The organism is Cesiribacter sp. SM1 (assembly GCF_020178975.1).
GTDB lineage: Bacteria > Bacteroidota > Bacteroidia > Cytophagales > Cyclobacteriaceae > Cesiribacter.
The window spans coordinates 446,067-467,019 of sequence record NZ_JAHXBU010000092.1 but is presented as its reverse complement, the minus strand read 5'-3'; the positions used below and the strand labels follow the sequence as shown (position 1 = coordinate 467,019).

Below are 20,953 nucleotides of genomic sequence, written 5' to 3'. Positions count from 1 at the left end.
ATCAATTGTGCATTTATTTATGCAATAGCTTTCAGCTTCTGAACAGTTGCCTCTATTTTTTCACACAGTTTTGAAGAAGCCGGTACAAGTGGCAGCCGCACTGAGTTCTCACAAATGCCCAGGCATTTGAGCGCCTGTTTAACGCCTACAGGATTACCTTCTTCGTAGATGTAGGGATTTAGCTCCAGTAAGGCAAATAATGCCTGGCGGGCGGTATCAAAGTCTCCTTTCAGGGCATTGCGGGTCATGGTCTGGAAGAGGGTAGGCAAAGCGTTAGCCAAAACCGAGATGATGCCTTTGCCACCAAGAGAAATGATAGGAATGGTGAGCATATCATCTCCACTGATCAGAAGAAAATCTTGCGGCTTATGGCTGGCGATTTCTGCACACTGCACCAGGTTGCCCGATGCTTCTTTCACCCCAATAATGTTTGGCAGTTCGGCCAGGCGCAGTGTTGTTTCTGCATTAAGGTTACGGGCCGTACGGGTAGGTACATTGTAGAGCATTACGGGCACGGGAGAGGCCTCTGAAAATGCTTTATAATGCTGATACAGGCCCTCCTGGGTAGGCAGGTTATAGTAGGGGCTTACGGAAAGAATGGCATCCACACCCTCCAGGTCCATTTCCTTAACCTTTTTAAGCAGGGCAGGGGTGTTATTGCCACCCAGGCCGTACATGATAGGCAGCTTGTGGGGGTTATTTTCCCTTACAAAACGTAAAACTTCGGCTTTTTCAGCAACTGTAGTGGTAACAGATTCACCGGTGGTGCCGTGAACCACATAATAATCTACTCCTCCCTCGGCAGTATGGCGAAGGAGCCGGTCCAGGGCATCATAATCAACTTCTCCCTTTGCCGTGAAAGGGGTAACGAGTGCCACGCCTACACCGGTAAATTTAGTATTCATTAGAATTTGTTCGTGTAATGGTAAATTTGTTGAATAAGGTTGTTCACGGAATTATTTCCGTTCAGGCGTATCATTAATTCAAACAAGGACTCTTTATTTTCAACATAGTTGCCAATACGGCACCTGGCAGCGCTGGCAGCTAAAATATACTCAATATACAGGTTTGGTTCCTTGTCCAGGCAAATCAGGTAGTCGAACTTCTGCTCCAGAAAGTTAGTGATATTGCCCGCTTTTACCTGGCCTGTTGCAGAAAAGTCGGTTATTGAAAAGATGTCGTAGTGAAAATGAAAGTTTTCTACGTTTTTTGGCAGGTAACTTAATACATTCACTTCTTTTCCATCTTTTTTTAGCCTGTTTTCGAACTGCCTGATCGATTCATAATCATCAAGGCTGTTCATGGTAAAGAGTATACCAACTTTCTTTGCATCCCGGTAGGTAACGCTTCCACGCTTAGACCTGTTATTTCTAAGCTGCGTACGTACACGCATGGGTAATATGGTGGCGTGTAAAAAAGACATTAGCTTTCAATACCTATCATGCTCCGAAACTCTTCTTCCGTGATGATGGAAACGCCGGCTGCTTCTGCCTTTTGCTTTTTAGCAGGGCCCATGTTTTCTCCGGCCAGCAAATAATCCAGCTTAGAAGAAATAGAGGAGGTAACCTTGCCTCCATGCTGTGCAATTACTTCCTTGATCTCATCCCTGCCATAATTGGCAAAAACGCCACTCACCACAAAGGTTTTTCCTGTTAAAGGTCCGTCGGCCGGTGCTTCGGCCTGCTTTGTAGTTTCAAACTGTAATCCGGCATCTTTTAGTTCTTGTACCAGCTGTTTATGTTCTGGCTGGCTGAAAAAATCGAGGATGCTTTGGGCAATCCGTTCGCCGATTTCGGGTACGCTGATCAGCTCCTCGAATGAGGCCTGTGCCAGGCGGTCAATGGAACCAAAGCTGCGTGCCAGTTTTTCGGCCACTGTTCTGCCCACATAACGGATGCCCAGTCCGAACAATACATTCTCGAAAGGGGCCTGGCGCGACTGGTCAATACCGGCAAGCAGGTTTTGAGTAGAAAGCTCCTTGAATCCCTCCAGCGCAAAAACCTCATCGTAGGTAAGTTTGTACAGGTCGGCAACCGTATGCACCAGCCCACGCTCATAGAGCTGCTCAATGGTGCGCTCACCAATGCCTTCTATATTCATGGCCCGGCGCTGTATAAAGTGCTCCAGCTTTGCTTTAATCTGTGGCGGACACCCACGTTCGTTCGGGCAGTAATGGGCTGCTTCTCCTTCTTTACGCACCAGGCCGGTGCCACACACAGGGCAGTGTTCCGGAAATACAATAGGCATGCTGTCGGGTTTGCGCTTGCTAAATTCAACACCTGTAATTTTAGGTATAATCTCGCCGCCCTTTTCAATATAGACAGTATCACCGCGGCGCAGGTCCATATCGGCTATGAAATTGGCATTGTGCACAGAAGCTCTTTTTACAACGGTGCCTGCCAGTAGCACTGGCTCCAGGTGGGCCACGGGTGTAACAGCCCCGGTTCTGCCTACATTGTACTCAATATCATTCAGCTGTGTGGCTACACTCTTGGCTTTATATTTAAAAGCAATGGCCCAGCGCGGGCTCTTTGCTGTAAAACCAAGCCTCGACTGCTGTGCCAGGCTGTTTACCTTGATAACGATGCCATCTGTTTCTAGGGGCAGCTCGGTCCGCTTAAACTCCCATTCCTCTATGTATTTGATTACATCCTGGATGCTGCGGCAGAGCCTGTAGGTAGGCGATACGTTAAAGCCAGCCTTTTCCAGCAGTGCAATAGCATCGGCATGGGTGTTTAACTGCAGCTGATCGCTTAGCAGGGAGTAAACATAACAATCCAGCTTGCGCTGGGCTACAATGGCTGAATCCTGCATCTTAAGCGTACCGGAGGTGGCATTGCGGGGGTTTGCCAGCAGGGCTTCTCCTTTTTCCTCGCGCTCGCGGTTAATACGTGTAAAAGAGCTTAAGGGCATAAAGGCTTCACCACGTACCTCAAAGGTCTGGGGCATTCCTTGTGCATTTACCCGCAGAGGAATGGTGTTGATGGTGCGTACATTCGGGGTAATATCATCACCGCGTACGCCATCGCCACGGGTAGCACCCTGCACCAGCACGCCGTTTTCGTAGGTAAGGCTTAGGGCTACGCCATCAAACTTAAGCTCGCAGAAATATTCATAGGCTTCGCTGCCCAGGGCTTTGGCTACCCTGGCATCAAACTCCTGCAGCTCTTCCTCGCTGTAGGTATTGCCCAGCGAGAGCATCGGGAAACGGTGGTAAACCGTAGGAAACTCTTTGGTAATGGTGCCACCTACCCGCTGGCTGGGTGAGTCAGGGGTTCTGAATTCGGGGAAAGCCGCTTCAAGCCCTATAAGTTCTTCCAGTAGCTGGTCGAACTCATAATCACTTACCACCGAATTATGATGCTGGTAGTACTGCTCGTTGTAATAATGTAGTTGGTTCTGGAGCTCTTTAATGCGTAGTCCTGCTTCTTCGCGCTGCATGCAGATTTTAGCTTTTTACAAATCTACACAAACTAGGGAGTTAAGAAATGGTGCACCGGCAAAAAGCAGGGCAATTATGCATGTTTGTTACTTTGCAGTAGCTGGTTTTCTTTTTCAAGCTCCAGAATGCGGCGGTGCATTTCTTCCTGTGTTGCCTGGAGCTCTTCGGTATTCTGCCGCAGTTCTTCTTCCTGGGCCCTTAACTGCTCTGCCAGCTCCTGCGATTGCTCCAGTATTTGTTTGTTCCGGCTGGTGTTTTGGGCGGTTCCAATGGCTGCTGCAACAGATTCGCTTACTTTTTTAATAAAATCCTGCACATAAGGTGCTATATCGCCAAAAGAAGCCAGCTCCAGCACACCCATAACCTCATCATTTACTATCAGGGGCTGAATGTAGATGGTTCTCGGGGTGGAATCGCCAAGGCCGGAGGTGATTTGCACGTAGTTCTGCGGAATCTCCTTCAGGTATATGTGATCCCGCTCCAGGTAAGCCTGTCCCACCAGCCCCTGGCCGGGCAGCAATACCTTTTCTACATACTTTTTACGGTTGTAGGCATAGGAGGCAACTAGCCGCAGCTTTGTTTCATGCCGTTCCTGGTCTGCTATGAAAATGCCTCCCTGGTTAGCCTTGATGTATTTTACCAGGTTTGCCAGCACCTGGTAGGCCAGTTCTTCGGTATTATGTCCATGATCGCGGATAATACTAAGGAAAGTAGCCAGTCCCTGGTTTACCCAATCTCTTTTCTTGTCTTCGGCAGATACTTCTTTTAAGCTCTGGCGCATGGATGCCAGGGCGGTACCCAAGTCTCCGGCATTATCAAATACGCTAATGTTACTTTCAAAATCTCCCTTGCCTACGCTGATGGAGAATTCCTTTACCCCCTGCAGGTTTTTCAGTAACTGGTTTATAGAGTTTGAGATAAACGACAGCTCATTTTCAGGATCGGAGAGTTCTTCAGGTAAGTTACCCTTTGCCAGTTCACCAATCTCCTGGTCAAGCTTTTTTACCTGGCCTACAATAAAGGTATAGGTTTTATGTATTATGTAATAAAAGCACAGCATTAACACCGTGTAAATGAGCAGCGCACTTAGCTGAACGTTCTCCAGCCGTTCCATCATTACAGTAAAGCCACTTAGGTGCTGTTCAAAGAGGTAGGTGTTCATCTCCTTTGTTAGCTTGCTGATCTTAAGCACGGCGGGCATCAGCTGGTCTTTGATAATAATCTCCCGTTCTGCTGTTTCAGCGTGCTCCAGCAGTGTGGAGGCGGCAAACATTTTACCCATTTCAACTGTAAGAGTTTCAGTGCCGGCACTTACTGTTTCATCTTTAAGGGTGTCTGCATAACCTGTAAGAATCTTGATGCGGTCCTGCAGTCTTTTGCTAACGTAGGCCACATATTCCTTAGACTCCTCGCTGTTGCTTAACAAGTAAGCCTGCTGGTGGGCAGCAAGCTGGTTTGATTCGCTGTTAAAGGATAAGAGGTTGAATTTCAGTGGTTCGATAACAGTGGAGAGCGTCTGGTACTTTGTGGTAACGCGGTTAACGAGTATACCAGCCGATACTATAAGCAAAACACTGATAAAGGCAGCTGTACCATAGATCAGTAAAAAGCGGGAGCGAAAAGTATTGAGTTTCTTCTGTATTGACATCGCTTGCTTATCTCTAAATAAGTATCAAAAAAACAACATCAGGATTAGCATTCATAACCATTGCAAAGCTGCCGCCGCTGCCGCGGTGTAACATTTTACTATTTATTATTTCTTTTTAGATGCTCCGGTTGCCGGAAATGATCATTTGTAGTGATTCTGTTGTTTAGTTAAAGTGACATTGTGTAGTTTAACCTTAGGATGAGAAGCAGAGATCAAAAACCACCCGATAAAAAAATAAGCCTCCAGCAGCGCTTGTCTGCACTAAAGCACCTACCGGCTTTTTTTCGCCTGATCTGGCAGGCAAGTCCATCGTTAACCCTGGGTAATGTAGCAGTACGTCTTTTTAAGGCTGCCGTGCCCCTGGCCGTGCTGTATATTGGCAAGCTGATTATAGATGAAGTAGTGCTGCTGGCAGCAGGTGACGGAGGCAGTACAGAGCGGCTGTTGCTGTATGTGGCAATGGAGTTTGGGCTTGCCATTATCTCGGATGTACTTAACAGGGGTATTGCGCTGCTGGATAGCCTGCTGGGAGATCTGTTTGCCAACGATTCCTCGGTAAGGCTGATGCAGCAGGCTGCCCGGCTGGACCTGTACCAGTACGAGAACAGCGAATTTTATGATAAGCTCGAACGAGCGCGCCAGCAAACCGTACGCCGCACCCTGCTGATGACGCAGGTACTTAGCCAGCTGCAGGATATTATTACCCTGGCTTTTCTGGCTGGTGGATTGATTGCCTTTAAATGGTGGCTCATACTGCTGGTTTTTGTGGCAGTGATACCGGCATTCCTGGGAGAATCACACTTTAATGAGCGTAGCTATTCCCTGATCTGGGGCTGGACTCCCGAACGGAGGGAGCTGGATTATTTACGTTACACCGGCGCCAGCGACGAAACCGCCAAAGAAATCAAGATGTTCGGCCTTTCCGATTTCCTGATTGGCAGGTTTAAGTTTCTTTCTGATAAGTACTACAATGAAAATAAAAAGCTGGCAGTAAAGCGCGCCGGCTGGGGGGCTTTGTTTGCTGCTGTTGGAAGCGCAGGCTATTATGCTGCCTATGTTTATATTATTTACCGTACCATTAGCGGAGAGCTAAGCCTGGGAGATCTTACTTTTTATGCAGGTTCGTTTTCTACCATGCGTAGCAGGCTGGAAGATATCCTGAACCGCTTCTCTAAAATTGGTGAAAGTGCCCTCTACCTGCAGGATTTCTTTGAGTTCTTTGAGCTTAAGCCTCTCATTGCAGCGCCCGCTAACCCACGGCCTTTTCCAAGGCCGATCAGGCAGGGCTTTACTTTTGAAAATGTAGGTTTTCATTATCCTAATTCTGAACGCTGGGCCATCAGGGGCGTTAATTTTACGCTTAATCCTGAAGAAAAAGTAGCACTTGTAGGCGAAAACGGGGCGGGTAAAACAACCCTGGTTAAACTGCTGGCCAGGCTTTACGATCCAACAGAAGGACGCATTTTACTCGATGGGCACGATTTGAGAGAATATGATCCGGCCGCATTACGGCAGGAGATAGGGGTGATCTTCCAGGACTATGTTCGTTTTCAGTTTACGGCTGGCGATAACATTGCAGTTGGGCGGATCGGTTACCGAGAAGAAAAGCCGCGTATTGAAGATGCTGCCAACAGAAGCCTGGCCAACACAGTGGTTGAAAAGCTACCGAAGCGCTACGAGCAAATGATTGGCCGCCGTTTTGCCGATGGGGTAGACCTTTCCGGAGGAGAGTGGCAGAAGATTGCCCTGGCCCGGGCTTACATACGAGATGCCCAGCTGCTAATTCTGGATGAGCCCACGGCTGCTCTGGATGCCCGTGCTGAGCATGAGGTGTTCCTTAGATTTGCAGAGCTCACAAGAGGCAAAATGGCCGTGCTCATCAGCCACCGCTTCAGTACGGTACGTATGGCCGACAGGATACTGGTGCTTGAGGGAGGGCGGCTTCTGGAGGCAGGATCTCACGAAGAGCTGCTGATGCAGCAGGGCAGGTATGCCGAACTGTTTCAGCTGCAGGCAAGGGGCTACGCTTAACAGGCTACACTATCAGTCTGGTGCTTACGTTAAGATATAGCAAGTAAAGGCTGATTAAATAGTGGAGCAGGTGTTAGCTTCATAGAAACAGAGATGTTTTTATGCCGTTTAAATAAAATAATATAGAAATTATCTAAATAGCTATTACTTTGCCATGGCAAGGGTAGCACTAATAAAATAATAAATATGCCCAGATTTTTGCTCATAGTTTCAGCTTTAATGCTTATTGGCTTTGCTGCTCTGGCACAGAGCCCTGCAAAAAAGACTGAGTATATTTTTAAGGGTCAGCTGGTTGATGCTGATTCTGGTATGGCAGTTCCGCATGCACACATTACCAATCCCTATAAAGGGCTGCTAACAGTGAGCCAGGCAGGTGGTGCTTTCACCATGCCTGTGGAGGCGGGTGATACCCTTATCATCTCCAACATAGGCTATGTTACTCTTAAATACCCGGTGCCGGCAACAGCCTCAGAAGGTGTTGTAACCATTGAACTACAGCCTAAAACCGAGCAGATGGAAGAAGTGGTGATTACTAAATTTCCTTCCGAAGCCAGGTTCAAAGAACAAATACTTGGGCTAAACCTGCCGGACGAAGGTGTAGCCCTTGATCTGCCAGCGCCAGTGATTGAGAGGAGAACGGATGAAGGTGACCCGGGGGGTGTAACAGTATTCTCCCACACCGGAGCCATATCAGGCTTTGCCAATAAATTTAACAACAAGGAGCGCGGGCGCCAGTTTAAAGCCAGAATGGCCGTTCAGGAACAGAATGAGGCCTATATTGCTACTAAATTCAACAAAGAGGTAGTGCAGAATATCACCGGCCTGGAGGATGAAGAGAAACTGAACGAGTTTATGAAGTTCTGTGTGATGCCTGATGATTTTCTGATGAAAGCTTCAGAATACGAAATTCACGAGGCTGTGCTTGGCTGTTTCAAAGACTTTATAGCAAGTAAATAGAATGGGATCAGTTTTTATCCCTTGTAATATATTAACAGTGCAGCCCTCCTCATATGGTAGGGCTGTTTTTGTATCCGGTTGATCTGGTTCTAGAATGTAACCCTCATGTTCAGCCTTCTGAAATTGCCATGGCAGAGTGTTGAATGATAAAAATCTGGTTCTTCAATTTAAAAAGGAATGCTCAGTTGCCCGTTAGCATCCGGCAGATCCAGGTTGGAAACAGTGAGTCCCAGCAGGCGCACTTCTTTCTCCTCCAGGTCAACACCCTCTAATAATTCGCAGCCCAGTCTGTGTAATTCTTCCTGCTCCTTTATAGGCTGATGAAGTGTGAGCGAGCGTGTAATCTGCACGAAATCCGAAAATTTTACTTTTAATGTCAGGGTTCGTCCCTGCTGGTTCAGACGGTGGAGCCTCTCTGCTACATCCCCGGCAATAACATCCAGTTCGGCCTGCATTTCTTCCAGCTGCAGCAGGTTTTGGCTAAAGGTGTTTTCGGCACCAACAGATTTGCGCTGCCGGTCGGGCGTAACAGGCCGTTCGTCGATGCCCTGCACCAGCCGAGCATAAAACCTGCCGCTTTTACCAAATAACTGTACCAGTTTGGCCTCGGGCCAGCCTCTTAAATCTGCACCGGTTTTAATCCCAAGGCTGTGCATTTTGTCTGCGGTAACCTTACCAATTCCATAAAACTTTTCTACCGGCAGCTGCGATATAAACGCCAGAGCCTCATCAGGTTTAACCAGTGTAAGACCATTGGGCTTCTGTACATCAGAGGCCACTTTAGCCAGAAATTTGTTGTAGCTGATACCGGCCGAAGCAGTAAGTCCTGTTTCTTCCCTGATCCTTTGTTTTATCTCTTTTGCAATTAGTGTTGCGGAAGGCGGGCCAATAATTGGCTGTGTTACATCGAGGTAGGCTTCGTCGAGGGAGAGGGGTTCTACCAGCGGGGTATACTCCAGGAATATTTTTCTTATTTGCCTGCTTACAGCCTTGTAGGCATCAAAACGCGGCTTTACAAAGATGATGTGCGGGCATAAACGATAGGCATGTGAAGAAGGCATGGCTGAGCGTACACCAAACTTACGGGCCTCATAACTGGCGGCAGCCACCACACCACGCTCCCGGCTGCCGCCAACAGCTACAGGTTTTCCACGCAGGTGAGGATTATCCCGTTGCTCTACCGATGCAAAGAATGCATCCATGTCAACGTGGATAATCTTGCGTAGTGTAGCTGCACCGTTTACCCCTGATTTATTGCCGTTCATCTAACACGCCAAATATTTATTTGGTATTTATTACCAGTAGCTGTATTTTAAGCGGTCTAAGCTAATGATTGTTGCAACATTAACTTAGGCGTTGCTAAATTCCATTTCAGAAATTTACTGCTAAATAATGAAAAGAAGAGACTTTTTACAGCTGGCTGGTATGGGGGCCGGAGCACTTATGCTTCCTACCTACCTGTTTGGCAAGTCAGTACCCCTGGATACGCCCTACAGCGTGATCGATCCGAAATTACACAAGCAGCTGGCAGATGTTGCCCTGAATACAGCAAAGAGCCGTGGTGCCAGCTATGCAGATGTACGGATAGGCCGCTACCTGAACCAGTACCTTTTTACCCGTGAGGATAAAGTGCAAAATACCGTGAACACCGAATCTTATGGTGTGGGCATACGGGTAATTGCCAATGGTACCTGGGGCTTTGCCGCCACCGACCAGGTAACGCCTGATGGGATCAGAAAAGCAGCAGAACAGGCGGTTGCCATTGCCAAAGCAAATGGTAAGCTGCAGCAAGAACCTGTTAAGCTGGTGCCTGTGCAAAGCTATGGAGAGCAGAACTGGCGCACCCCCATCGAAAAAAATGCCTTTGAGGTGCCGCTTTCAGAAAAGGTAGACCTGCTGCTTAGCGCCAACGCTGCCGCACAGGAGCAGGGTGCAAACTTTGTTAACAACGCCCTTTTTCTGGTAAATGAGCAAAAGTATTTTGCCTCTACCGACGGTTCTTATATCAACCAGGACATCCACCGCATATGGCCAACCTTTACTGTTACAGCCGTAGACCCGGCCAGTGGTAAATTTAAGCAGCGCGCAGCACTTAGTGCCCCTATGGGCATGGGCTGGGAGTACATGAGCGGCCGCGCCCAGGACAAAACCCAGGGACCTGCCGGGCTTATCTTCTACGGCAATACCTACGATATCAAAGAAGATGCCACCGCTGCAGCACGCCAGGCCAAAGAGATGATCGCTGCCAAATCGGTAAAGCCAGGTAAGTACGACCTGGTGCTCGATCCGAATCACCTGGGCCTTACCATTCACGAATCGGTGGGTCACCCGCTGGAGCTCGACAGGGTACTGGGCTACGAGGCCAATTATGCAGGAACCTCTTTTGCCACACTTGATAAGTGGAAAGCCAAAAACTTTAACTACGGCAGTAAGCTGGTAAACCTCTTTGCCGATAAAACACAGGACCACTCCCTGGGCCAGGTTGGCTGGGACGACGAAGGCGTAAAAACCAAGCGCTGGGACCTGGTACGAGAAGGTACGCTGGTAGATTACCAGGCCATCCGCGATCAGGCGCACATCCTGAATCACGACGAATCACATGGCTGCTGCTATGCCGATAGCTGGAGCAGTGTGCAGTTTCAGCGCATGCCAAACGTAAGCCTCGCCCCAGGTACCGAAAAATACAGCATGCAGGATATGATCAAAGATGTGCAGGATGGTATCTTTATCATTGGCCGCGGCTCTTATTCCATAGATCAGCAACGCTATAATTTCCAGTTTGGCGGTACCCTCTTCTATGAGATCAAAAATGGCGAGGTAACCGGAATGCTTAATGATGTTGCCTACCAGAGCAACACCCAGGAGTTCTGGAACAGCTGCGCCAAAATTTGCGACGAAAGTGATTACCGCCTCTTCGGTTCATTCTTCGATGGCAAAGGACAGCCCTCGCAGATCTCTGCCGTATCGCACGGCAGCAGCACCACGCGCTTCAATGGCGTTAATGTGATCAATACAGCTAGAAACATTTAATAGTATTGAGTATCTGGTATTGAGTGTTGAGATTATAACTGGTTTATATCAAACCCATCTAATAATCTTAACACAGCATACTTGATACCCACTACTCAATACTTAATACCCAATACTTAAATCCAATGGCAATATTATCTAAAGAAGAGGCGCGCAGCTTAATGGAAAAGGTGATCAGCCTCTCCAAAGCAGATGAATGCGTGGTAAACCTCAATAGTGTAGAGGGCGGAAACATTCGTTATGCCCGTAATTCTGTTTCCACCAGCGGTTCCGAAGAAAATACAACCCTGGTCGTGAACAGTTCTTTTGGCAAGAAGAGCGGCACCAGTACCATCAATGAGTTTGATGCAGCCTCACTGGAGAAAGTGGTGCGCCGCAGCGAAGAGCTCGCAAAGCTGGCTCCTGAAAACCCCGAATTCATGGGAGCCCTGGAGCCCCAGCAGTACCAGGAGTCAAAAACCTATTTTAAGAGCACAGACGATATTTCTCCGGATCAGCGTGCACAGTTTGCAGCCGACAGCATTATGCCTGCCTCTGCTAAAGACATCACAGCGGCGGGCTTTTTGGAGGATAATGCCGGCTTTAGCTCCATGATGAACTCCAAAGGTCTTTTTGCCTACAGCCAGTTTAGCGATGTTGATTTTACCGTTACCATGCGTACGGCAGATGGCACCGGTTCCGGCTGGGTTCGCCGCGATTTCAATGATGTAAAGAAGCTCAATACCGGTGAAGCTTCCCAGATCGCCATTGATAAAGCCTTGCGCTCCCGCAATCCTAAGGCCATTGAACCAGGCAAATATACGGTGATCCTGGAGCCTGCTGCCGCTGCCGACCTGATCAACAACATGATGAACAGCATGGGCGCCCGCAATGCCGACGAAGGCCGCAGCTTTCTTTCCAAAAAAGGAGGAGGTACCAAACTGGGCGAAAAGCTGGTAGATGAAAGGGTGAAGATCTATAGCGACCCGCTGCATCCCGAGGTGCCTTTCTCTACCTGGTCGAGCGAGGGTACACCCATGAAGAAGACTGCCTGGATAGAAAATGGGGTAGTAAAAAATATGTACTACGACCGCTACTGGGCCAGCAAGCAGGGAAAAGAGGCGCTGCCTTCACCCTCACGCTTTGTAATGGAAGGTGGCAATGCATCGCTTGATGAGATGATCAAAAACACCAGAAGAGGTGTACTGGTAACCCGCCTGTGGTACATCCGGGCCGTAGATCCACAAACACTCCTGTACACCGGTCTTACCCGGGATGGTACCTTCTACATCGAAAATGGAAAGATCATGTACCCGGTGAAAAATTTCCGTTTCAATGAGAGCCCCATCATCATGCTTAACAACCTGGAGGCCCTCGGTAAGCCACAAAGGGTAGAAGGCAACCTGGTGCCGCCCATGAAAATCCGTGACTTTACCTTTACCAGCCTTTCAGATGCGGTGTAGTCGTTGAAGAACAAAGTATATTGTATAGAGTATATGGTATGTTGATAAATAGCAGGCATAAAATGTCTGTGGCTGTCTTTGTACCATATACTCTATACATGGTACTTCGTATGAATGACCAATCACTGTTAAAAACAACAATATGGACACAGACTTATACTTATCTTTTCACCTGGCAGAAATAGGCAGAACACTGGTGATAGATGGCGATGGATTTTCGGTATATGCCTTTCTGCTTAAAGAAGATGATGAGTCTATCGATTTTGATGGTTTTCTGTGCTCCACCGGAACACTTGTAGAGAATGAAGCTGAAGTAGCCCGTTTCATACAGGAAGGAAACCAGCCCCCCCTCATGAAGCAGTATGCCAATGAACATTCAGTAGTAAAAGACCTTAAGGCTGATGAAGTAGGCGTAGAAGTGCTCGATGATGAAACACTGGCGGTAAGCATCCGCGGAAAGCAGTACTTATTGCTGGATATAGCCGAAAAGCAGTCTTACACCATTGCTGTTACCGAAGATGGGCCCTACGGATATGTACTGATGTCGGGCGAAGGCGAAGAAGAGGAGGAGTAGAGAGCCCATGAGCAAGTTCTTTTTTACGCGCTTGCAATACAACAGCGGAGACTGGAATGTAGACCAGCGCATGCCTTCCAACCTAATGCACTCTATCATTCAATACACCAAAATACCCGTCGATACACAGGAGCGGGTGGTGCCACTCTCCAGCAAACAGATTTTTGAATCGCCTTTCTGTTACCTAAGCGGGCATAAACTGGTAGAGTTCGATGAGGAGGAGGCCAGTAATTTCAAGGCATATGTGAACAGGGGCGGATTTGTGTTTGTAGACGACTGCAACCACGACATCGATGGCCTCTTCGCCAAATCGTTTGAGATACAAATGGCAAAGCTGTTTGGTGAAGGGGCTCTTAAAAAGATCTCTAACCGTCACCCCCTTTATTCTTCTTTTTTCAGGTTTGAAGAAGGCCCACCCACTACAGGCTTTGAGCTGAATGGCTGGGGCGACGACCTGGTGCACGATTACCTGAAGGCCATAGAAATAGACGGTAAAATAAGGGTGCTGTACAGCAATAAAGACTATGGCTGCGAGTGGGACTACGACTACCGCAACAAGCGCTGGCTTGCCGAAGACAATACTAAGTTTGGGGTGAACATCATCATATACGCCCTTACTGCTTAAACACAACCTATGCAAACCGCACATTATACCGAAGAGGAATTAACAACACTACCCCGCCTTTTGCCGCAGCTGCGCCAGGCCATTGGTCAGGCAGTGGTAGGCCAGCAGGATGTGGTGGACCAGCTGCTGGTAACCCTGCTGGCTGGCGGGCATGCCCTGCTCGAAGGAGTACCCGGACTGGCTAAAACACTGATGGTACGTTCCCTGGCACAGGCGCTGCACCTAAACTTTAAACGCATACAATTTACTCCCGATCTGATGCCCGGCGACCTCATTGGTACCGAAATACTGGAAGAAGACAGGCAGACAGGTCACCATCATTTTATATTCAACCAGGGGCCGCTTTTTGCCAATATAGTACTGGCCGATGAAATAAACAGAACCCCACCCAAAACACAGGCCGCCCTGCTGGAAGCCATGCAGGAGAGCCACATTACCTGGTCTGGCAAAACCTATGAGCTGGAGCAGCCCTACCTGATCCTGGCAACCCAAAACCCCCTGGAGCAGGCAGGCACTTTTCCCTTGCCTGAGGCTCAATTGGATCGCTTCCTGCTTTACATTCGCCTGGGGTATCCCAATCTGAAGGAAGAGGTGGAGATCCTTAGCCGTACCACCTCTAATGAAAAAGCAACCATTTCACCAGTGATGGGAGCCGATGAAATCATCCGCCTGCGGCGTATGGTTCGCGACCTGCCCATAAGTCCGGAGCTGCTGGCGTGGGTGGCAGGGCTGGTGCAGTCTACAAGGCCGGAGCAGAGTAAAAATGCCTTTGCAAAAGAGTGGGTTAGCTGGGGTGCCGGTCCGCGTGCGGGGCAGGCCCTGGTGCTGGCGGCTAAAGCACATGCCCTGATGCACGGCAGGCTTTCCGTTATTCCTGAAGATCTGAAATGGGCCGCAAAACCAGTATTACGTCACCGCATACTGCTAAACTTTGGTGCCGAAGCTGAGGGTATAACCCCCGATGTGGTGGTGGAACGCCTGTTGCAGGAGGAGGGTAAGCGATGAAGCGGGAGGAGTCGCCATGGCTAAAGCCGGAGCTCCTCGACCTTCCGCATGGCCTGATGCTGTTTGCCAAAACAGCCATACACCGGCTGGAGGGCGGGCAGCACCAGAGCCGCAGCAGCGGGGAGGAGCAGGAGTTCAGCCAGTTCAGGGCGTACCAGCCCGGCGACGACCTGCGGCTGCTTGACTGGAAGCTCTATGCCCGCAGCAAGCGCCTCTATGTGCGGCAGGCAGAGGTACAGCGGCAAATGCAGGTGCTGCTGCTGCTGGACGCAAGTGCCTCCATGCAGCACAAAAGCGGCGCCTGGAGTAAAATAAACTATGCAAAGGCACTGGCTGCTGCCCTGGGATTGCTAGCCCACCGTCAGAACGATGTACCCGGACTGCAAATCCTTTCCGATCAGCAGGAGCAACAACTACTTTTCAGGCGTAGCAGGCACCATATGCAGGAATTTATTCAACTGCTCAAGCAAAGCACAGCAGATGGTCACTGGCCCAAAATTCTGCCTCCGGCTATGCTGCAGCAGGCACGTGCCGCCAGCCTGGTACTGCTGATCACAGATCTTTGGGAGGAAGAGGAAGAATTGAAAAAATGCCTGGGGCAGTTGCTTGGTTCTGGTCAGGACCTGCGGGTGCTGCACCTGATAGCCCCGGAAGAGCGGGAGCCACAACAACTACCCAATGGTGTTATTTTACAGGATCTGGAAACAGGCCAGAAGGTGCAGCTTCGCTCCGGTGGCGATAAAGGAGCATCGGCAGAGGCATTCATTGCCTGGCAGGAGGGCTGGAAAAGCTGGCTGCAGCGCAGGGGCATAGGCTATGTGCCGGTGAGCATAGGCCAGGAGCCATTGGCGGTGCTACAGGCTTACCTGGGAGATAAAAGCAAGGCAACGGCATGGTGATTCAACTGCTACAACCCATGATGTTATGGGGGCTGCTGGGGCTCCTTGCTCCCATTGCCATTCACCTGCTGCACAAACGCAGCAGCCGGGTGCTGATGGTAGGCAGCCTGAAAACCTTTAGCGGTGGTTCGCCGGTGCAGGCCCGCAGCATAAAGCCAAATGAACTCTGGTTACTGCTGCTGCGCTGCCTCCTGCTAAGCATTTTAGTGCTGCTACTCTGCCAGCCGGCTATTTTGCATGAAGACAGGGTTCAGAAAGCTTATCTCTTCATAGCCCCGGAGCTGGCTGCACAAACCAATACAGACAGCCTCAGAGCCCTTGGGTATGAACCGCATTTACTCCAGCCCGGACTGCCAGTCCTGGATGAGAACGCGCTGCCAGATTCCAGCAGTTTTGGTTATTGGGAAGTGTTCAGAGAAATTGAAAAACTGGAAAATACCGGCGATACCGTGTGGCTTCAGTTTTACCCATGGCTAAACCGCTTTACTGGTGACCGTCCCGCCTTAACAAAGATTTATAAACCACTGCCGGTGCCAGCGGCTCCAGCAGAAAGGCAGCTTGCACAACTGTTGCAAATAAATGATACCCAACTATTGGCAAGCTATTGGCAGGAGGCGGAAGGTATCTGGCGACTGCAGCATGAAGAGGTTGCCCTGGCAGATTCGCTAAAGATAAGAGAAGCGTTTGGGAGAAGGGTTAGCCTGCAGCAGCCCGACACGTTGAATGTAATATTACAGCATCCGGCAGGTGATATCCGCGAAGCAGGTTTATGGCAAATTGCACTGCAAATGATAGACAGTATGCAGCCGGCCCTTGCCTTGCAGCTGAACATGGTGCCCGAAACACAACAGCCAGCAGGAGACAGTGCAGATGTTTGGGTTTGGTTATCAAAAGAAGAACCCCCCGCAGCCTTTATGAAAGCCAGTACAGCCAGGAGGTTTGTGCTTTCTGAAGAAGAGGGAATTGGCTGGTTTAGTGAACACCCAAAGGAGCAGCATCTGATCAGGGTACGTAAATCTTTACTTGAAGAGCAAAATAACCGTGTGCAGCTGGCACGTTTTGTACCTGAGCTGGCGGAAGCCCTGGTCCAGGCAGGCAGTAGCAGGCTGGCACCACCACAGGTTTTACTGGCAGAAGAACAGTGGTTGCCAGCGCTTTGGCAGCCAGTACAGGAATATTACCTGGCTGCAGCAGAAGAGCAAGAGGGAGATCCTTTAGAGAACTACCTCTGGATTGCTTTGATACTGGTTTTTATATTTGAAAGATGGCTAAGCTTACGGAAATAGAATCTAACCATCCTTTGCTTAAGTTACAGCGCCGCTGGCAAATGCAGCACCTGCTCCGGCTGGTTGTGCTGTCACTGCTGCCTGCTGTCGCACTGTTGTTTGTGCTCCTGCTGTGGCTGCCACTGGCTATGTCCGGGGCTTTTGCAGTTGCTGCAGGCTTAGCGGTATTTGCTATCCTATTCCTGCAAAAGCCCCCTAAGCAAATTACCCCTGCCCGCACAGCTGCCTGGCTCAACCAACAGCATCCACGGCTGCAGCACAGCGCCGGACTACTGCTCCAGCAACCACAACAGCTAAGTTTGCCCGCTCGCTTACAGCGCCAGCGCATAGGGCAGGAGGTATCAACTATTGCAGAAAAACAGCAGCCACCTGTAAATCTGATGATGCCTTTTACAATCTTATGCCTGCTCATGCTGGCAGGGGCCTTAATGCTGCGTGTGTGGCAGCCAACCGCAGAGGCTGTAAATCCTTTTGGCGCCTCGCTACCTGCTAATGTACCAGATTCTGTAAAGAGGCAGGTAGAGCAGGTTAAAAGAGCATTGCCCCAATTGCAGGAGGCAAGGGTACGCCTGGCTCCCCCCTCATACACCCGGCAGGCTGCCAGGTTCTACGAATTAAGCGATCTGCAGGCACCGGAGAATAGTCGCATAACCTGGCAGCTAAGCTTCAACAATGCCGTTAACAAGGTTTTTCTAGCAGACCAGCAAAACGACACCCTACATTTCGAGAAGACAAGCAGGGGCGCCTGGACCGCACAGCTGCAGGCACAAAAGCAGTTATTTTATCGCATTGGCTATGCAACGGCTACAGATACGGCCTTTAGTCCATTCCTGAAAATCACTGTGCAGCCAGATGAGCCACCACGCCTGAGAATACTGCAACCTGAGCAGTACCTGCTCGAGCAGGAGGGGCAGTCCTTTCAGGTATCGGTAGAGGCGGCAGACGATTACGGCATGGAAGACCTTTACCTAAGCCTCACCATTAGCAGGGGCAGTGGCGAAAACGTGAGCTTCCGGGAAGAAAAACGCTGGATTGAAATTGCGGCAGGGGCTAAAGAAGCTGCCACAAAACTGCAGCTGGACCCCAAAGCACTTGGTATGCAGCCGGGAGATGAGCTCTATTACCGCCTGGAGGCCCATGATAATAAACCACCCCGTGGTCAGCACAGGCGGAGCAACAGCTGGTACTACCAGTGGAAAGACACCACCCAGGCCGTTAGCATGATGAGCAGCGGTTTAGCCATGGACATTGAACCAGAGTATTTCAGGAGTCAGCGGCAAATCATTATCGATACAGAAAAACTGATCAGCACACAAAAGTCTACCCCGCAGCAAGAGTGGGAAAAGAAAAATCAAAACCTGGCCATTGATCAGAAGCTGCTACGCCTGCGATACGGCAAATTTCTGGGTGAGGAATTTGTAAGTGATGCAGGGGGTGCACCTGCAGGTAATGCAGAAGAGCATCCTGGGGATGGGCACGAAGAGGGGCATGATGATGAAGAACAAACAGAAGAGCACGATAGTGCTGAGTACGGTAATGAGCGGCACGAGCATGCACTTGCGGGTCATGAGGAGCCTGCCGGAGCATCGCCGGCAGCGGGTCTGGTTGAGATGTTCGGGCACGCCCATGATACGGAAGAGGGCGCTACCTTTTATGAAGAAAGGATCAAGGTAAAGCTGAAAGCAGCCCTGGCCGAAATGTGGGAGGCAGAAAAATATTTGCGACTCTCGCAGCCGCAGCAGGCCCTGCCTTACGAATACAGGGCACTTAAAATTATCAAAGAGGTTCAGCAGTCAACCCGCATATATGTTGAGCGTGTAGGATTAGACCTGCCAACCCTGATTCCTGCAGAACACCGGCTCAAGGGCGAACAGGAAGCAATAAAGCCAGAGAACCGCTCCCTACAGAAAACAGCAGCCGACACACTGGGGGCATCCAGGCAGTTGCTGTCACGGCTTTCGTTCTGGGAAAAAGGCTTGTCCTTGAGCGCGGCAGAGCAACAGCTTGCTAGGCAGGCATCCAGGGAAGTGGCCCGTTTGCTGGTAATTGGCGGGCCTTATATGGATTACTTCTATCTTCTGAATACCTTGAACAGCCTGCAGGAAAATTCTGTGCCATCTGTTTCAGATGTTAGAAAAGCAGAGCAGGGGCTCTTTCTGCTATTACCTAAACAAAGCCTGCCCACTGCCCGGCCACAACTTCTCCACCATCAGCATCAACAGTTTTTAGAAGCAGCAAGCACCTCTGTCCATGATTGAATCAACACCTCTCGTTACCTGGCTTGCCTGCGGCCTTGCATTGATTACGTTTCTTTTTCTTGCCTGGGCAGAATACAGGCATAGGAGTACAGGGCGCAGTTTTGCCATCAGGGTATTTCTGCTTTTTCTGGCAATTGCAGCCCTGCTTGGAGTGGCGCTGAAGCCAGTTTATAAAGCCGCTGGCGGTAGTACAACCATAGTGCTGAACGGAGCCGGAGAAAATAAGCTGGATAGCCTACTGCAGGTGTATCCCGCGGCGGGTGTGTTAAGTCTGCAGCCACACAAGCGCTATCCGTTACTGGAAGGAACAAGTTACCTGCAACGTTATGCTACTCCCGGCAGCCCTGTTATTGTAGTAGGTAATGGATTAACAGAGCAGGAGCTGGAACCATTAAAGGCATATCAGCTTGGTTATGTGCCTGCCGGCAGCACGGCAGGTGTGTTGTCGCTGGCTTACAGCCGCATGTTACGCCCTTCAGATACCTTAAAGGTGCAGGGGGTGTGGCTGGCTCCGGCAGCAGATGGTATGTTGAGGTTATCGCAGGGAGGCATCGCGCTTGATTCTGTTGTTGCCAAGGGTGAGGAGAAATATACCTTTGTACTGCGTGCACCAACTCAGTTTATCGGCACAGGTCTTTACCAGCTCTACTGGCTTAGTCAGCAGGGCGATACGCTGGGAACTTACCCGCTGCCTGTGCAGGTTTCCGAACCTCAGGCTTTGCGCCTGGCACTGCTTACATCATACCCTGAGCCAGAAAGCAAGTACCTGAAGGAGCTGCTGGCGCTGGAGGGGCATAAATTGCATTATTCCGCCCGCCTTGCCCCGGGAAAGAGCGTAAATGAATGGATAAACTTACCTCGTCAGCCAATTTTATTCAATAAAAGAGGTTTATCTGGGTGGGATGTGCTTATTTTGAGTACAGGATTTTACGGGGAGCTTCGCCGCAATGCACAGCAGGAGCTGATCACTGCAGTACAGCAACAGGGGGTGGGACTATTGCTCTATCCTGGTGCCGAAACAAGCCAGCTCAGCCTGCAGGATGAGCGCATACAGTTTGCCCCTGAGGAGGTGAAAGAAACGCTCTTGCTAGGTGGCATGCAGCTGCCCCTTGAGTATCGGCCCATACGTAAATTCCCGTCTGGCTGGCAGGTGGCTGTTAAAGGCAAAAAGGGTGTTGTTGCCATCACCAGGCGCTATGGTGCAGGGCAGGTGCTGATAAGTGGAGGTGTGGCAAGCTACCGGCTGTTGCTGATAGGAAAGCCGCAGGCATATCAGCAGTTCTGGCACCGGCTTATTACAGATGTGCTACCACTAAAAGCCAAAGAAAATCAGTGGGAGCTGCCACAAAGCTCGGCAAAACATTTGCCTGTAGCGTTTGGGTTATATAGTAGCGATAGCCTGCCCGGGCTACAGATATTAGATCCAAATCAGCAGCGTGTTGAGGTGCCCGTGTGGCAATCTGGCAAAAGGCCTAATTACTGGCAGCTAAAATTCTGGCCTGAGCAGGCGGGGTGGTATACCGCCATCACTGCCGGTGATACAGCTGTTTTCCGGGTGGATAGCACAGCCAGCTCCATCATCAGGGCACAGAGACAGCAGGCCTTAGCAAACCTTAAGTCAAAGCAGGGGTTAGCCGGGGCTGAGGTAAGCAAATACAGCAAAAAACCTGTTTCTCCCTGGCTGTTTTATTTTCTTTTTATCATAGGGGTGGGAGGCCTGTGGTTGGAAAAGAAACTTAACGGATCGTAACAGATA

At 49.8% G+C, this 20,953-nt stretch carries 16 protein-coding genes; 11 read left to right on the top strand and 5 right to left on the bottom strand.

Features of this window, described 5'->3' with window-relative positions:
• Positions 1-17 precede the first annotated feature (17 nt).
• The 4 genes from dapA to KWJ01_RS21710 all read right to left on the bottom strand — a co-directional run bounded on the left by dapA (position 18) and on the right by KWJ01_RS21710 (position 5,090).
• A complete protein-coding gene (gene dapA, locus KWJ01_RS21725; protein WP_224999217.1) occupies positions 18-905 on the bottom strand; it encodes a 4-hydroxy-tetrahydrodipicolinate synthase in 888 nt (295 codons plus the stop codon).
• Entirely contained in the window at positions 905-1,423 is a 519-nt protein-coding gene (locus KWJ01_RS21720) for a hypothetical protein (protein WP_224999216.1), read from the bottom strand. Before KWJ01_RS21720 ends, dapA begins: the two co-directional genes overlap by 1 nt.
• Positions 1,423-3,441, bottom strand: coding sequence for an NAD-dependent DNA ligase LigA (ligA, locus tag KWJ01_RS21715; RefSeq protein WP_224999215.1), 2,019 nt, complete (start codon positions 3,439-3,441; stop codon positions 1,423-1,425). Before ligA ends, KWJ01_RS21720 begins: the two co-directional genes overlap by 1 nt.
• A 74-nt stretch (positions 3,442-3,515) precedes the next feature.
• Positions 3,516-5,090: a GAF domain-containing protein gene (locus KWJ01_RS21710; RefSeq protein ID WP_224999214.1), complete on the bottom strand. Its 1,575-nt coding sequence runs from the start codon at positions 5,088-5,090 to the stop codon at positions 3,516-3,518.
• Positions 5,091-5,288: 198 nt separating this feature from the next.
• Here KWJ01_RS21710 and KWJ01_RS21705 point away from each other — a divergent pair, with 198 nt between their 5' ends.
• Positions 5,289-7,121, top strand: a complete 1,833-nt coding sequence (locus tag KWJ01_RS21705) for an ABC transporter ATP-binding protein (protein ID WP_224999213.1) — start codon at positions 5,289-5,291, stop codon at positions 7,119-7,121.
• A gap of 186 nt (positions 7,122-7,307) precedes the next feature.
• On the top strand, positions 7,308-8,078 hold the full coding sequence (locus tag KWJ01_RS21700; protein ID WP_224999212.1) for a carboxypeptidase-like regulatory domain-containing protein: 771 nt from the start codon (positions 7,308-7,310) through the stop codon (positions 8,076-8,078).
• 167 nt (positions 8,079-8,245) lie between these two features.
• On the opposite strand, the gene dinB is transcribed toward KWJ01_RS21700, so the two are convergent.
• On the bottom strand, positions 8,246-9,343 hold the full coding sequence (dinB, locus tag KWJ01_RS21695) for a DNA polymerase IV (RefSeq protein ID WP_224999211.1): 1,098 nt from the start codon (positions 9,341-9,343) through the stop codon (positions 8,246-8,248).
• A gap of 127 nt (positions 9,344-9,470) precedes the next feature.
• On the opposite strand from dinB, the gene KWJ01_RS21690 reads away from it, so the two are divergent.
• The 9 genes from KWJ01_RS21690 to KWJ01_RS21650 all read left to right on the top strand — a co-directional run bounded on the left by KWJ01_RS21690 (position 9,471) and on the right by KWJ01_RS21650 (position 20,947).
• Complete coding sequence (locus KWJ01_RS21690; protein ID WP_224999210.1) at positions 9,471-11,108, top strand: TldD/PmbA family protein; 1,638 nt, start codon at positions 9,471-9,473, stop codon at positions 11,106-11,108.
• Between the two features lie 125 nt (positions 11,109-11,233).
• Positions 11,234-12,550: a TldD/PmbA family protein gene (locus KWJ01_RS21685; RefSeq protein ID WP_224999209.1), complete on the top strand. Its 1,317-nt coding sequence runs from the start codon at positions 11,234-11,236 to the stop codon at positions 12,548-12,550.
• A 142-nt stretch (positions 12,551-12,692) separates the two neighbouring features.
• A complete protein-coding gene (locus KWJ01_RS21680; protein WP_224999208.1) occupies positions 12,693-13,124 on the top strand; it encodes a hypothetical protein in 432 nt (143 codons plus the stop codon).
• Between the two features lie 7 nt (positions 13,125-13,131).
• Entirely contained in the window at positions 13,132-13,749 is a 618-nt protein-coding gene (locus tag KWJ01_RS21675; protein WP_224999207.1) for a DUF4159 domain-containing protein, read from the top strand.
• 9 nt (positions 13,750-13,758) lie between these two features.
• Positions 13,759-14,754, top strand: coding sequence for a MoxR family ATPase (locus KWJ01_RS21670; RefSeq protein WP_224999206.1), 996 nt, complete (start codon positions 13,759-13,761; stop codon positions 14,752-14,754).
• Positions 14,751-15,653: a DUF58 domain-containing protein gene (locus KWJ01_RS21665; RefSeq protein WP_224999205.1), complete on the top strand. Its 903-nt coding sequence runs from the start codon at positions 14,751-14,753 to the stop codon at positions 15,651-15,653. The genes KWJ01_RS21670 and KWJ01_RS21665 overlap by 4 nt, the downstream gene beginning before the upstream one ends.
• Entirely contained in the window at positions 15,647-16,939 is a 1,293-nt protein-coding gene (locus tag KWJ01_RS21660; protein ID WP_224999204.1) for a BatA domain-containing protein, read from the top strand. The genes KWJ01_RS21665 and KWJ01_RS21660 overlap by 7 nt, the downstream gene beginning before the upstream one ends.
• Complete coding sequence (locus tag KWJ01_RS21655; RefSeq protein ID WP_224999203.1) at positions 16,918-19,197, top strand: hypothetical protein; 2,280 nt, start codon at positions 16,918-16,920, stop codon at positions 19,195-19,197. Before KWJ01_RS21660 ends, KWJ01_RS21655 begins: the two co-directional genes overlap by 22 nt.
• Positions 19,190-20,947 carry a hypothetical protein gene (locus tag KWJ01_RS21650; RefSeq protein WP_224999202.1) on the top strand — a complete coding sequence of 586 codons (1,758 nt, stop codon included), beginning with the start codon at positions 19,190-19,192 and terminating at the stop codon, positions 20,945-20,947. Before KWJ01_RS21655 ends, KWJ01_RS21650 begins: the two co-directional genes overlap by 8 nt.
• Positions 20,948-20,953: the final 6 nt, after the last annotated feature.